Origin of the sequence: Herpetosiphon giganteus, assembly GCF_016907925.1 — a bacterium.
Classification (GTDB): Bacteria; Chloroflexota; Chloroflexia; order Chloroflexales; family Herpetosiphonaceae; genus Herpetosiphon; species Herpetosiphon giganteus.
The window spans coordinates 210,034-224,858 of sequence record NZ_JAFBCZ010000004.1; the positions used below are offsets into that span (position 1 = coordinate 210,034).

Sequence of the window (14,825 nt, forward strand, 5' to 3'; positions counted from 1 at the left end):
GTGATGCTGGTATTGTAGCCTGAACCCGTGAAGAACCTGCGAAGAAGGCCTATTTGCGCGCGAAAACCAGCCGTTTGCGTTGCTTGTTGCTCAACACATTGTAGATAAAAACCCCAAAATCAAAATGCTCCTCGTCGAGGCTGGCATTATCGTTAGGAATCAAGGGCGCAATCCAGGCTGGCGGCGTGTAATTCCAGCGCAAACGCTCATAGACATGTTCATAGACAATCAGGGTATTGGTTTCGCCGCGAATCACATCGGCGCTGGTTGCATCGCTAATTTGCAATTCGCGCCGATTCAAGCGCAAAAAAAGCCCGCGCGGGGTGCGATAAAACACCACGGCACTGCCCGGCCCCATCGAAATCAGGCCGTCAATCGCGCGGGGATTGGAAATTTTCAACGGGGCTAAGATCGCGTCATCGGGATCAAAAAAATAATGTGAGTGGTAGCGAGCAAACTCTTGCAAAATCATAGGCTATCTCGTCCATAGCAGCTGGCACAATCAGCGCAGGTTAGCCCAAGCCTTACAGCCTAACGCAACCTTATAATGCGCACATAAAACCCAGTATCTGCCCTACTAAATCCTGTCGTAATTGTAAAGCAAATGCTGGTTTGCGAACAATCGACACAATTAAGTGGATGAACCTAGCATGGATTAGCAGCCCCCAAAGCTTGGATGGCTGCTAAAGCAACGAAGTATTGAGCTTATGAAATGTAACGAATCAGCTAGCGGCGTGCCATCGGCAAGTACGAACGGAAGCCCGACGACCAATCGATCGCCATATCCGTGCCGCGCACTAAGCCGAGTGGTTGATATTGGCTAATTTGTGGAAAGACCAAGCCCAAGCGATTGTTGCGCAAGCGCCGCACCACAATCTCGCTCAAAATCGTGCGGTAATCGGTGGTGATTGCTAGGTCAACGCCATGGTCGAGATCAACATTGGCTAAGCCTGGCCAGCGCCCGAAAATTCGCCCGCCATTGACGTTTCCACCCAAAACCATCGCCAAATTGCCGTGGCCATGGTCGGTGCCAGCGCTACGGTTGGCCTTCAAACGGCGGCCAAATTCGCTCATTACCACGATGGTCAGTTTGCTGTGATAATCGACCAAATCGTTGTAGAAGGCATGCAGCGAACGGGTCAAAACATCAAGTTGATTGCCCAAAATTGGCACTTGCGATTCGTGAGTGTCCCAGCCGCCAAAATCGAGGGTGGCAACTTGCAAGCCAACGTCGAGCTTGATCATTTGGGCAATTGCTTTGAGCGAATCCGATAGCCCGCCAGCAGGATAGGTTGTAATTGGCACATAAGGATTGGCTGGGTTGCGGGCCTTGACCGCAGCAATTGAGCTAAGCAAGCGGGTTGCTGGGGCATCGAGCATACTGCCAGTTTTGGTATAAATTTCGTTTAATGCTGCTTGTTGCTGCGCGCCATACGTGCCATAGCCTTGCATGGCGTAGCGCTGCACATTCGAGATTGTCACGGCATTGGGGCTGCCAAGCAACGACGCTGGCAACGCTGAACCGGTCGACATAATTGGCACAACCCCGTCGGGGCTGGTCGCAGCCATGTGGCGAGTCAGCCACCCAGTGCTGGTCGATTTATTGTCGGGCGTGCCACGTTCCATAAAATCCATGGCATCGAAGTGGCTGCGCGTGCCGTTGGTCAAGCCGCTGGCGTGAATAAAAGCCAAATCTTGGCTATCGAATAATTCTTTGAAGGCGGCAGCCTTGGGGTGCAGCCAAAACGGCACACTGCCCATTTGGCCTAGCTCTAGGCCTGCGCCAGTGCCAGTGTTTGGAAAGGTGATTGTGTTGCGGGCTGCTTGAAAATTGGCATCATCAAGCGGCGAAACAATGCCTAAGCCATCACAGCCACCGCGCAAAAACACCACCACCATAATATCGCGTTGAATATCGCCTGGCTCGGCAAACGCCAAACCACCCAACCGACCACCAGCCATGGCTGCAATCGCAGTGCTACAGCCAACCACAAATTGACGACGAGTTATTTCCATTGCAGCCTCCTAGCGGGTATAAAATTCAGGGAGCATGCCAATCATGTGCACAAGGCTGCTCAGGCGTAATTTCACATCGTTTGCACTGCCAACGGGCACGGCATCGAGATTGCCAGCTTGGCCCATCAGGTTGAGCAATTTGGTTTTGACCAAGGCCGAAGGCTGATAGCCCAACATGCGCATAACCCAGTAATCAACAATCTGGCGCACGGTGGTAACGCTGCTTGGCATTTGGCCCTGCAAATCGAAGGTTGCCGGCGGGAAGTAGGCTTGCTGCAAGTGGAATAAGAGGTTCCATGTGTTCAACAAGGCGTTACTGCTGCTCCAATAACCACTTTCGTCGGGGTGGCCGGTTGGGGTTGCCCAGTTGAACATCCGATAGCCACAGATCGTAATCCAGCTAAATAATTCAGCAGTTGGCTTGACTTCTGCGCCAGTTGAGCGCAAATAGGCGGCTACAACCTCGTTTGGGCGGCGAATCTTGCCACCCCAAGTTGCTAAAAATTCAGGGGCTAGCAAAATTGCCCGAATGGTTTTCTTAATTTGGTCGGGAGCATCGTAGTTGGCCGTCCATACGGCGACAGCTTTATCGACCAATGATTTTGGTGGATTATCGCTGACCAAACGGCGGCAGAGTTTGGTGCAAATATTGCGAATCGTGGCCGGATGTTTGGCGACGAGATCCAAAACTGCTTTGCCATGGACTTGCGGGCCGGCATTGGCATTTAAGAAGTTGGCCAGCACAATTTTTTGGGCGTTATCATTCCATGTATCAACATAATGAAACACGCCAGTATTGGGAATACCGCCAACGCCGTCGGCAACGGTCCAGCCGGTAAAGGCCCGCGCTGCCTCGTATACATCTTGGTCGATATAACCAATTGGGCGGCCTTGGTTGTCGCGTGGCACTTCTTGCCAATTGTCATAAATATTATTGAGATAGTTTTGCGAGCCAAACGTGTGCAATTCAAACAGTTCACGAGCAAAATTCTCGTTGGCTGGGCCGTCGCGGCTGGTCGAATTATCGAGGTAATAGAGCATGGCTGGGCTGGTTGCAACCGATTCCAAGAAATCACGGAAGTTACCAAAACAATTGGCGCGAATCACGGTTTTATCGTAGTGCGGCCAAAGCGCCGAGATGCGGGTATCGCTATAGGCCCAAACATTAAAGTGATTGTGCCAAAAATCGGTCATAATTTCGAACAATTGCCATTTGCTGTAGATGGCGCGAATCCAATTGGCAGCCACGACTTCATCAACCGGACGAATGCGTTCGGTATTAGAAGGATGTACTCGTAGCTCCCACAACTCGGGCTGGGTTTTGTTCAGCGTGTCTAAGCCGCGCATTTCATCGACTGCTGGAAAGCCCGTGCCTGCTGCATAGACAATCCGCAGTTTTGCGTTGGCGATGCGGGTGTTGCAATCGGTATCGGCGGCGAAATTGGGGTTGAGTTGCTCATCGACATAGGCGGTGAGGCCCATCGTGCGCACGCGGGCATAATCGCCTGATAGTGCACCGTAGGCCATGCGCGAGAGCGCAATGACCTCGAATGGTGGCTTTGCCATGGCTTCAGTTGCCGAGGGTTGCAGCGGCGCTGCATCAACATCCTCATGAACGACTGCGCCTGTGGCCCCTACCGCAGCGCCCAACAATAACTGGCGACGCGAAAGCGACATACAGACTCCTTAAAAGAGCTAAAAAAAATAAACCTAGGCCAAATGATAGGCGTTAGTCTAACCAGCTTTAAGTAAACTTATATTAACGAGATGTTAATTTATTATGAGGATTTAAGAGATCTCGTAAGTGTGAGAAGCACGTGCTACAATCACCTTTGTGTTGCGGCTGCCATGCGCCCTTTTTCGCCAGCAATCTGTCTGGGGCATCGGTTGCAAAATCGTGTGAGAATAAGGAGCCTGCAATGGAAGCAACGTTTTGGATCAACTCTTGGCAACAAGGTGGAAGCGCAACTAGCTTTCATCGGCGCGATATTCACCCCTATCTTGAGCATTTTGCCACGCCCGAATTTTTGCAGGGCAAGCGCGTGCTCGTGCCGTTATGTGGCAAAACCAACGATTTGCGCTGGTTTAGCCAATATGCTGCCGAAGTGATTGGGGTGGAACTAGTGACCACGGCAATTGAGCAATTTTTTGCCGAGCAAGAGCTTGATTACGTGCAGCCAAACCCAACCACCTATGTTTCGGGCAATATCACCATTCTCAATCGCGATGTCTTGAGTTTAACCACTGCCGATGTTGGCAAAATTGATTTGGTTTATGATCGGGCAGCGCTGGTAGCCTTGCCGCACGAGATGCGCACCAACTATCGCGCCACGATCGATCAAATCTTGCCAGTTGGCGGCCAGCAAATGATTATTACTTTGGAATATGCGCCGACGATGGCAACGCCGCCGTTTAGCATCACCCCAACCGAGATTGAATTTTATTATGGCGAACGCTATTTTATTAGCCATTTTGCCGCTCCTAGCCAACCAGAGCATCGCATGGTTGCAAAATTCAACTTGCAATTTCTCAAAGAACATGGCTTTTTGATTACGCGCTTTCAGCAGTAGATTTGGGGATCGGGTGTCGGGGATCAGGGATCAGGAATTGGTTTTTTAACGCAGAGGCGCAGAGGAATAGGCTATTGGGTTTGGGCTATTGGATTAATTGATTCTGTTAATACCAATAGGATTTCGATAGCCAATAAGGATTATTCCCTCACCCCCAGCCCCTCTCCCACTGAACCGCGGGCGAGGGGAGCAGCCGTTTTTACCAACGCATTGCCGAAGAACCATGGCGTTAAAGCCCCTCGCCCACGAAAACGCGGGCGAGGGGGAGCCGACCATTTTTCGCCAAGGAATTGCGGGAGAACCAGCGCGTTAAAGCCCCTCGCCCATCGGATGGGAGAGGGGTTGGGGTGAGGGGATATTAACAACCGACCCTTGAAAGCTAACCCCCTCGCCCGCGTTCAGTGGGCGAGGGGGAGTAGCCGTTTTTACCAACGCATTGCCGAAGAACCATGGCGTTAAAGCCCCTGATCCCTGACCCCTGACCCCTGATCACTTTTTGCCTTCTGCTTTCATCCCTCATAATTCATCCTTCATCCTTGCTTAGGATTGGTAGGTTATATCCGACTTTGGGCGGTAGTGAGCGGAGCGAAAATCAACGATACTACCAAGGTCTTAACCAGCAAATCTGAGCTACCTGGGGTGAATTTATGGGTTTTATTATGGATGGGCTTGATGCAGAAGCCTATGACCGTACCTATAGCGACGGTCAACTTTTGCGCCGCATCATGCACTATTTCACGCCTCAACGCCGTGCCATGGCAATTGCGGCGGGGGCGATTTTTTTGAATGCAGTGCTCGATACAGCATTGCCAATTTTTGTTTCAATCAGCCTCGATCAGCTGCAAGAAAATCGCAGCATGAGCACGTTTATCTACTTGGCAATTGGCTTAACGCTGATTGCGACGTTGGCTTGGGTGTTTAATGCAGTGCGCCAGCAACTTTCCAGCCGCGCGGTTGGCGATGTGGTTCTGGCCTTGCGCGAAGATGCTTGCGATGCTGTGCTTGAGCGCGATATGTCGTTCTACGATACCTTTCAATCGGGCAAAGTCGTTAGTCGGGTCAACTCCGATACCCAAGCTTTTTCACAAGTGATGACGCTGACGCTTGATTTGCTCAGTCGTTTATTGCTGGTCAGTTTGTTGATTGGCTATTTATTTACGATCAATGTGACGTTGACCTTCACCATGCTTGGCTTTGCGCCGATTATCTTTTTCTTTGCCTTGGCTTTTCGTAAAATTGCGCGCACGACCATCACGCAATCACGGCGCATGACAGCGACCGTCAGCAGCCACATTCAAGAAACGGTCAGCGGGATTGGCGTGGCCAAAACTTTTCGCCAAGAGCCAGTCATTTATCGCGAATTTCACGAAGTCAACGAGAAATCGCGCAGCGTCAACCAAAAAACCCGCTTTGTGTTTAGCAGTATTTTCCCCTTGATGAATGGCTTGGCTGGGATTGGTACGGCCTTGCTGGTGTACTGGGGCGCGGTGACGGTTGATGCAGGCAGTTTATCGGTTGGCGATTGGTTCTTGTTTGTCCAAGGCCTGACCATGTTCTGGTTTCCTTTGACCAGCATTGCTTCGTTCTGGAGCCAATTTCAATTGGGCTTGGCTGCTGGCGAGCGGGTTTTTGCTTTAATCGATGCTGAATCGAATGTGGTGCAAAATAATAATCTCAAAATTACCCCAGTTCGGGGCCGCATCAACTTCAAAAATGTAAATTTCAGCTATACCCCCGAAGAGCCAGTGTTGCGCAATTTCTCGCTCGAAATTCAGCCAGGCGAGACGATTGCCTTGGTTGGGCATACTGGTTCGGGCAAATCGAGTATTGCCAAGTTGATTGCCCGCTTCTATGAGTTTCAGGGTGGCAGCATCGAGATCGATGACGTAGATATTCGCGATCTCGACCTCGGCGATTATCGCAGCCAATTGGGGATTGTGACCCAAACCCCGTTTTTGTTTGATGGCAATGTGCGTGAGAACATTCGCTATGGCAAGCCCGATGCCTCTGATGACGAAGTGCAAACCGTAGCGCGGCTCGTTGGTGGCGGCGATTGGCTTGGTAGCTTGCCAAGCGGTTTGGATACCGATGTTGGCGAGCGTGGCGGCAATCTCTCGCTTGGGCAACGCCAGTTGGTGGCGCTAGCGCGGGTACTATTGCAAAATCCGGCAATTGTGATTCTCGATGAAGCGACTGCCAGCATCGATCCGCTGACCGAAGCCTTGATTCAAGAAGGGCTTGACGTGATTTTGCAGAATCGTTCGGCGATTGTGATTGCCCACCGACTTTCGACCGTGCGCCACGCCGACCGGATTATTGTGCTGCGCAAAGGCGAAATTATTGAGACTGGCACGCACGAAGGCTTGCTCGACCAAGATGGCCATTATGCCGAACTGTATAACACCTACTTCCGCCACCAAAGCCTTGAGTATATCGAGTCGGGGGCAAAGGATGAGGGATAGAGCATAGCTGTACTAGTTCATCACATTAACCACCGCCTGATCCCCTCACCCCCAACCCCTCTCCCACGTGGCGGGCGAGGGGCTTTAATCGCGTGGTTCTGCCGCACTGCGTTGTGAAAACGCGTACTCCCCTCGCCCGCGTTTTCGTGGGCGAGGAGGCTGGCTTCCAAGGGTCGGTTGTTAAGATCCCTCACCCCAACCCCTCTCCCGTCCAACGGGCGAGGGGCTTTAACGCCGTGGTTCTTGCAAAAATCCTTGGTAAAAATGGGTGCTCCCCTCGCCCGCGTTTTCGTGGGAGAGGGGCTGGGGGTGAGGGCATGCTCCTCGTTGTCAATCCAATGAACCAGTACATAGAGCCGAGAGCCAATTCTCCTTCGTAGTCCTTCGTGGATCACTATACTAGTCAATGCCAATTAGTTCGTGTTATAGTGATGAAAGGTTTGCTGAACCTTTTTAAGGATTTGCGGAGGTGTTATGACTGTCCAACAGATGCTCTGGAAGAGTGGCCCAACTGATGCGCCATTACCGCCTCTTGCCGATGGCTCATTTTTGGTCGGCAGCATGCAGGCAATGCTCAGCGATCCAACCGATTTTATGGTTAAGCAGTATCAAAAATTTGGCCCAATTTTCCGAATTAAGGCCTTAAATAATAAATTTACTGTGATTGCTGGCCCTGAGGCGTGCTTGTTTCTGGCCCGCGAAGCTACAAAACACTTTAGCTCGTGGGATACATGGCACTCGCTCGATGCTGAAATGGGCGCATCACAATCATTAATTAGTGTTGATGGTGAGCAACATTCACGCCTGCGGGCCTTGGAAAAACGTGGCTACAGCCGCCAAACCATCGAAACTCAGTTTCCCGCAGTGCTGAATGTCATCAACGGCTTTTTGGATCAATGGCCGGTTGGTACATCGCAGGTAACTGTCCCCCAACTCCAGCGCTTGATTACCGACGAATTAGGTATGTTGATCGCAGGCCAAGGCCCAGGCGAGTATATCGACGATGTGCGGACGTTCGTGCGCATCGCCTTGATGACCCACATTACCCGCCAACGCCCCGGCTTTCTGCGGTTGCTGCCCCAATATCGCCGCGCCCGCGACCGGAGCCTTGAATTAAGCCAGAACGTACTCGATGCCCATCGCAATGGCAAACGTGATCCCAATCGTCCGCCAAGCCTCATCGACGATATTATTGCCGCAACCAACGATCCAACCCTGATGCCCGAAGGCGATTTGGTGATGACAGCCTTGGGGCCATACATCGCCGGCTTGGACACAGTGGCCAATACGATGTCGTTCTTGATGTATGTGTTGACCACCAAGCCCGAACTCTACGAACAAGTTGAGGCCGAGGCCGATGCGCTGTTTGCCAATGGCGTGCCACAGCCAGCAGATTTGCGCAAAATGGATGTGCTGCATCGGGTCGTGCTCGAAAACTTCCGTATGTATCCGATTGCGCCAGCAGTGCCGCGCACGGTCAAAGCGCCATTTGAATTTGGCGGCTATCGGGTCGATACGGGAACGCGGATGCTGGTTGGCACATCGATTGGCCATTTCTTGCCACATTTGCACCCTGAGCCAGAAAAATTCGATATTGATCGCTATCTTGCGCCGCGCAACGAGCATCGAATTCCCGGGGCCTTTGCGCCATTCAGCACTGGCTCGCATACATGCTTAGGCGCTGGCTTGGCCGAAGTGCAAATTATGTTGACCACCGCTGCCTTGCTGCACTACGCCAAGTTTGAAGCCGACCCAATTGATTACAAGCTCAAAAAGGTTTTTGCCCCAACGCCTGCCCCCGACAACAGCTTCAAATTGCGCTTCGTCAAACGCCGCAACCGCTAAGTTAATCAAAAACAACGTTATTAATCGGCATGGATGCGATCCATGCCGATTTTTAGAATGACCTGCTTGCTTGTGGTACCATACGCTGCGAAGCCACAACCAACAGGAGCACTTATGACAACCAGCGCTTGGCAAACGCCCGAATGGGTCAAACATGCCGTTTTTTATCAGATTTTCCCCGAGCGCTTTGCCAATGGCGATCACAGCAATGATCCGGCCAATGTGCAACCGTGGGGAACCAGCCCAACCCTCTATAACTACATGGGCGGCGATTTGCAAGGAATTATCGATCAGCTTGATTATTTGGTTGATTTAGGCATTAATGCCTTGTATCTTAACCCAATTTTTCAAGCCACAACCTCGCATAAATATAATACCTTCGATTATTTCAAGATTGACCCGCATTTTGGCACGCTCGAAACATTTAAAATCCTGTTGAACGAAGCCCATCAGCGTGGAATTAAAGTTATTCTCGATGCAGTGTTTAATCATTGTGGTCGTGGCTTTTTCGCCTTCCACGATTTGATTGAAAATGGCGTGCATTCGCCGTATACTAACTGGTTTCATGTCACGCGCTTTCCAATTCATCCCTATGAATCGCGCTATCCTGCCAATTATCGCACATGGTGGGATTTTCGCGAGCTGCCAAAATTCAACACCGATAATCCTGCGGTGCGCAAATATTTGCTCGATGTAGCGCGCTATTGGATTGAATTGGGCATCGATGGTTGGCGCTTGGATGTGCCAAACGAAATTGATGATCATAATTTTTGGCGTGAGTTTCGCACAATCGTCAAATCAATCAATCCTGAAGCCTATATTGTGGGCGAAATTTGGACTGATGGCTCAGCATGGCTGCAAGGTGATCAATTTGATGCAGTGATGAATTATCTCTTTCGTGATTTATGTACTGATTTCTTTGCCAGCTATAGTATGCGCGCTGCTGATTTTGCTGCTGGGATCGATCATTTAATTGTGCGTTATCAGCCACAAGTAACGTATGTGCAATTTAATTTGCTTGGTTCGCACGATACTGCGCGCTTTTTGAGCGTTGCTGAGGGCGCAGGCAAATGGGCTTTGGAACGCATGAAACTTGCGGTGCTCTTCAAATTAATTTTCCCAGGTGCGCCATGTATTTATTATGGCGATGAAATTGGCTTGCATGGCGGCAAAGATCCCGATTGTCGCCGCTGTTTTCCGTGGGATCAACCCCAAACCTGGCAAACCGAGCTACAAACTTGGACGAAGCAGTGGGTCAAGTTTCGCCATGAATACACCGCCTTGCGTACTGGCCATTATGCAACCCTGTTCGCCGACAACGATATGAATATTTTTGCCTGCGCGCGTTGGGATGAACAAAGCCAATTTGTGATTGTGCTGAACAACAATCAAACGCCGTGGGCACTCGATTTGCCACTGCATGGCCAATTGCCAAGCGTAACCCAGTACCGCGATGTGAATACTGGCGAGTTGTATAGCGTTGCTGAAGGCAAAATTCGCGAGGTAGCGCTGGCTCCATGGAAGCATTTGATGTTGCAAGCTGTTTAATTGGGTTTGGGCTGCATGCATTCGTGCAGCCCAAACTTGCTCATTCTGCTCAACGAGCAGGATCGTCGGCGCGCAGCCAAGCCAAAATTTTCCATGTGGCACGGCAATCGGCCTCTAAATAGCGGCTAAGCAGTTGCATTTCGGCGCTGGCCCGTGGCTCAGCTTGGCGATAGGCATACCAGCCAACCAACTGCGCTTGTGCGCCATCAGCCAAATCGGTTGGCCACGCTGGGTCATATTGCGCATCAAGCGCCGCCAAGGCCTTGGCAATGCTCTTGAGCGAATAATCCCACGCGCCAGGCACAGCACACGCATTATTAACCAGCACATTTTTCAAATCGAACCATGGCAAATTGAGCAAAATATGATCGTTGGGCAATTGATGGCGCGCAGCAGCATGGCGACATTCCACCGGCTCTGCATTATGCCAATGGTACAGCACTGCTTGGTCGAGTTGATTATTGGTTTGGGCCTGTAAAATTGCAATAAATTCGGCTAAAAGTGCTTGTTCAGCAGCATGATCTTCGCGCTCGGCAATACATTCGCGATAGTGCCATTGCCCATCAGCCAGCCAACCAATCCCAATCATAAAGATCATGGGCGTACCTTTGAGCTGAGGCCATTGCTGCTCGAAATCAACATTGAGATTGCTAAAAAACTCGAAATCAACAAAAAATTCCCATTGTTTGGCGGCTGGGGCAATGCCTGGCGTACGCAACGCAACGCCTGTGTGATTGGCCTGCATAATCGCCTTCATCGGGTCGGGAAATTTCATAATGCCCTTGGGAATGCTCTGGCTGGCGGCATTCATCAGGCCCAACAGGGTGGTAATACCAGCGTTGACTAATTTTTGTTGCGCGGTTGGCCCAATATTCCACAGCCGCAACATCTCGCCGCCTGGTTGGCGTTGGCGAATTTGGGCGCGGGCTTTGCTCCAGCGTTCATCGCTCACGTTGGGGTTCAGCTGCACAATTGGATCATTCCACGGCACATATTGGCCACCAACCCGCACAATTTCAAAATAGCGCTCGCAATTTTGGCGAATATCTACATCAAGTGGCTGGCCAAGCTGCACTTCAATAGGAATTGGAATCGGATTATGTAAACGATCGCGAGTAATTAAGAAGGCATGCTGGGGCATAATGCCCTGAATCTGGCCCAACATATAGCTGTACATGCGGGTTTGAGCGCTGTAGCAACTCAAATCGGCAGCCTTTTCGCGCTTATCGAGATTGCTGGAAAACTTCAAATCGAGCACCAAATAATGCTCAGTCTCGCCGACCAAATGCGCTTGTTCAGGGTAGCGCTCGCGAAACCACGAACTCAGCACAATCAAATCGGGCGTGCCAAAAATCCGCTCGGCAGGCCACCACAAGGCTGGTTGGGCAATCACGGGTACGCCAGCTTGAATCAGATCAAGCGTTTGCAACACCCGCTGAGCTTCGCGACCCTCGTAGGGCTGATCACACACCTGCACTGCTTCGGGCGCGTTGCGTTTAAGCCAAGCTTGCTCAAATTGCTGGCCTTTTTCGGCCAAAAAATCCAAAAAGGCATAGCTGAGGGTTTCGGGGGCAAAACCATGGGCCGCGCCATGATGCTCAAGCCAAATCGCTGCGGGATCATTCAGGTAGAGCGCCCGAATTTTGGTTGGCGGCAACCAATCGTCGCCAACAATGGCTTGGGTTTCTAACAATACCCGCAGATCGTTCGATACGTGGAGCATACAACATCCCTCTGGTACGGCTGGCAAATACTGTAAGCATACCATAAGAAAAGGATGAAGGATGAATTATGAGGGATGAACGTAACATCAAAAGGCAGAAGTCAAAAGTCAAAAGAGGGATAGAAGGCTATTGGCTTTTGGCTCTCGGTGCGCGGAGCTTGGCGTATCATGCCAAAAATCGTTCCGATAGCCTATTGCCTATAGCCCATAGCCTCATCTTCGTGTCCTTCGTGGATCAAATACAAGCCAGTCCCCGATCCCCAACAACCGATCCCCAAATCCTATGCTCTTTACGGTTGCTGATATAAGCGCCGATAGGCTCCATAGTTGGCGTAGACAATCTCAACATAATGGCGAGTTTCAGCATAATCGATAATTTCAATAAAGCGGTCGGGGTCGGCCACAATTCGGCCATCAGCCCAACGCTCTGCATTGCCGGGGCCGCCGTTGTAGGCAGCAAACGCGCCGGGCAAACTGCCATTCATATATTCAATTTGGGCATCGATGTAATAAGCACCAAAGCGAATCGAGGTCACTGGATTATACAAATCATCAACGCTAAAGCCTTGGATGCCCAAATTTTGGGCAATCCCCTCGCCGGTGGTTGGCATTACTTGGGCTAAGCCACGCGCCCCAACCCACGAAGTTGCATTCGGGTTGAAAGTACTCTCTTGGCGCATCAAGGCATACAGCACCCGTGGATCAAGCCCAAATTCTTGGCTTTTGGTGATCATGGCGCTGGGGTAGGGCGTTGGATAGAGCAATTGGCGAATTGCCACGCTTGGCTCGCCAGCCTCAATTGGCGCAAGCTGCACCAACCGCTGAGCCGTAGTTACCGCCGCATACGGCTTATCGCTGCGCATCGCTGCCAAGGCTACCCGATAGATGCTAAATGGATTATCCAAAGCTGCATCGCGGGCGGCAATCCACTCTGCTTGGGCTTCGCTATGCAAATCTGTCCAGCTTAATTCTTCGGCGCGCAAGCTATATGGCTCGGTATCCAAGGTATCGCTGGTTGGCGCGGTCGACCAGGTGGCGATCCATTGCCAGCCTGCTTGCTCGGCCTCGGGGCTAATCGGCGCACCAATCGGCAATTGGTCGCCATCGTTAATATTGAGTGCATCGGCAACCCGCGCCGCATAATACGAATTGGGATCAGCAGCCTGAGCCGAGCGCAACAATTGCTCGCCTTTTTCGCGATTGCCACGGCTAATTTCCAAGCGGCCAAGCCAATAATAGCCTTCGGCGCGCGGTGGGCCAATGTTGCTATCGCCCAGCAATTGCCAGACAGCCGCCGCCTGCTCAACTTGACCAGTATCCCACGCATAGCGCCCAGCAGCATGCAAGGCTTGTTGGCCCTCGCGGCTCCATGGGTAGCGCTGGCCAAGCATAATTTGGGCATTAGCAGTGGCAGCAGGATCGCCGCTCCACGAGGTAATTTCGACCACGCGGCGCAAAGCTTCGGGCGCTAACGGATCATCGGGATAGCTTTCGACAAAGGCCAAATATGCTAAACGCGAGCCTTCGCGATCGCCTGCTTGGCCTTGGGTCTGAATCGCATCTAGCCGCGCTTGGCGGCCAATCGGCAAGCTAGCAAAGCGTTCGGCAATGCTATTGAAGCCTGCTTGTGCGCCAGCAAAATCGTTGAGTTGGCGCAACGCCAAAGCTCGTTTGCGCTCGATTTCAGCGCCTTCCTCGCCACTCAGGCCATTGGCAAGCACTTGGTCAAACAAACTCACCGCATCAAGATACTCGCCATGGCTGTAGGCAATGCCTGCGGCAGCCAGCACAGGCGTTGATTCACCCAACGCTGCCAATTCATCAAGCGCAATTGGTGCTTCGCTCATGGTTGGGTGCTGGTTGATGATTTCGCGTAGCCATGCTTTGGCTTGTTCCGTATTACCCAAGTTTTGTGCTCTACGGGCTGCATCCAGCAAGGTCGTTGCGCGAAAACTCGGCGTGCGGGCAAAACTCAAAATTACTTCGAGCTGAGCAAGGGCTTGGGCTGGCTGACCAGCTTGATCATAAAATTCGAGCGCTTTGTTTAAGCTAGCGACCCGTTCAGGCCCAGCCATATCATAGCGACCGCTGGCAGCGTAGGCCGCAATTGCTTGGTCGGTTTGGTTGGTTGCTTGGAGTTGGGCGGCGCGGCGCTGGGCTGCATAGCCACTCAACAAGCCTTTAAGATCTTCATATTGTTGATAGGCTTGGATGGCCACCGTATGATCGCCTTGAATTTCGGCAACCCGACCCAGCAAAAACAAAGCCCGCAAATGCCATTGATCATGAATTTGCTCGTTAATGAACGAGCTTAATTGCGACCAAGCTGCGGGCCAATCGTGGCGCAAAAAGGCACTATAGCCAATGCCAAACTTGGCAACCCGCGCTTCGGGCGCATCGGGATATTGCAACAACACCTGTTGATAATCGCTCAAGGCCTGATCAACTTGATCGGCCTGTTGATGTTGCTCTGCTTGTTGCAACAATTGGCCAGGCGACGGCAGCGGCGTAGGCGTTGGTTGGCCGACAACATCGCGGCTACAACTCGCTAACAGCAGGACTATTAATGCCACTTGAGGAAATTTTTTCAGCATAAGAATCTCATCGCGCTTCATAGCAGCCATTGTAGCATAGCGAGCTTGCAAACTTCGTGCCAACTAG

At 51.5% G+C, this 14,825-nt stretch carries 9 protein-coding genes; 4 read left to right on the plus strand and 5 right to left on the minus strand.

The features are described from left to right. Positions 1-49 precede the first annotated feature (49 nt). The 3 genes from JOD20_RS05385 to JOD20_RS05395 form a co-directional block, all read right to left on the minus strand. Complete coding sequence (locus JOD20_RS05385) at positions 50-472, minus strand: hypothetical protein (protein WP_204754278.1); 423 nt, start codon at positions 470-472, stop codon at positions 50-52. Positions 473-726: 254 nt separating this feature from the next. Further along, positions 727-2,016 carry a DUF1501 domain-containing protein gene (locus tag JOD20_RS05390; RefSeq protein WP_204754279.1) on the minus strand — a complete coding sequence of 430 codons (1,290 nt, stop codon included), beginning with the start codon at positions 2,014-2,016 and terminating at the stop codon, positions 727-729. 9 nt (positions 2,017-2,025) lie between these two features. After that, the gene (locus JOD20_RS05395) at positions 2,026-3,693 is read right to left on the minus strand and encodes a DUF1800 domain-containing protein (RefSeq protein WP_204754280.1); all 1,668 of its coding nucleotides are present in this window, start codon (positions 3,691-3,693) and stop codon (positions 2,026-2,028) included. 242 nt (positions 3,694-3,935) lie between these two features. On the opposite strand from JOD20_RS05395, the gene JOD20_RS05400 reads away from it, so the two are divergent. From JOD20_RS05400 to JOD20_RS05415, 4 genes are all read left to right on the plus strand, one after another. Continuing rightward, the gene (locus tag JOD20_RS05400; RefSeq protein WP_204754281.1) at positions 3,936-4,586 is read left to right on the plus strand and encodes a thiopurine S-methyltransferase; all 651 of its coding nucleotides are present in this window, start codon (positions 3,936-3,938) and stop codon (positions 4,584-4,586) included. Between the two features lie 647 nt (positions 4,587-5,233). Continuing rightward, positions 5,234-7,048 carry an ABC transporter ATP-binding protein gene (locus JOD20_RS05405; RefSeq protein ID WP_204754282.1) on the plus strand — a complete coding sequence of 605 codons (1,815 nt, stop codon included), beginning with the start codon at positions 5,234-5,236 and terminating at the stop codon, positions 7,046-7,048. 474 nt (positions 7,049-7,522) lie between these two features. Then, on the plus strand, positions 7,523-8,893 hold the full coding sequence (locus tag JOD20_RS05410; RefSeq protein ID WP_204754283.1) for a cytochrome P450: 1,371 nt from the start codon (positions 7,523-7,525) through the stop codon (positions 8,891-8,893). Positions 8,894-9,007: 114 nt separating this feature from the next. Beyond that, entirely contained in the window at positions 9,008-10,441 is a 1,434-nt protein-coding gene (locus JOD20_RS05415; protein ID WP_204754284.1) for a glycoside hydrolase family 13 protein, read from the plus strand. Between the two features lie 49 nt (positions 10,442-10,490). On the opposite strand, the gene JOD20_RS05420 is transcribed toward JOD20_RS05415, so the two are convergent. After that, positions 10,491-12,164, minus strand: a complete 1,674-nt coding sequence (locus JOD20_RS05420; RefSeq protein ID WP_204754285.1) for a ribonuclease H-like domain-containing protein — start codon at positions 12,162-12,164, stop codon at positions 10,491-10,493. A 290-nt stretch (positions 12,165-12,454) separates the two neighbouring features. Beyond that, positions 12,455-14,758: a lytic transglycosylase domain-containing protein gene (locus tag JOD20_RS05425; protein ID WP_204754286.1), complete on the minus strand. Its 2,304-nt coding sequence runs from the start codon at positions 14,756-14,758 to the stop codon at positions 12,455-12,457. Positions 14,759-14,825 lie beyond the last annotated feature (67 nt).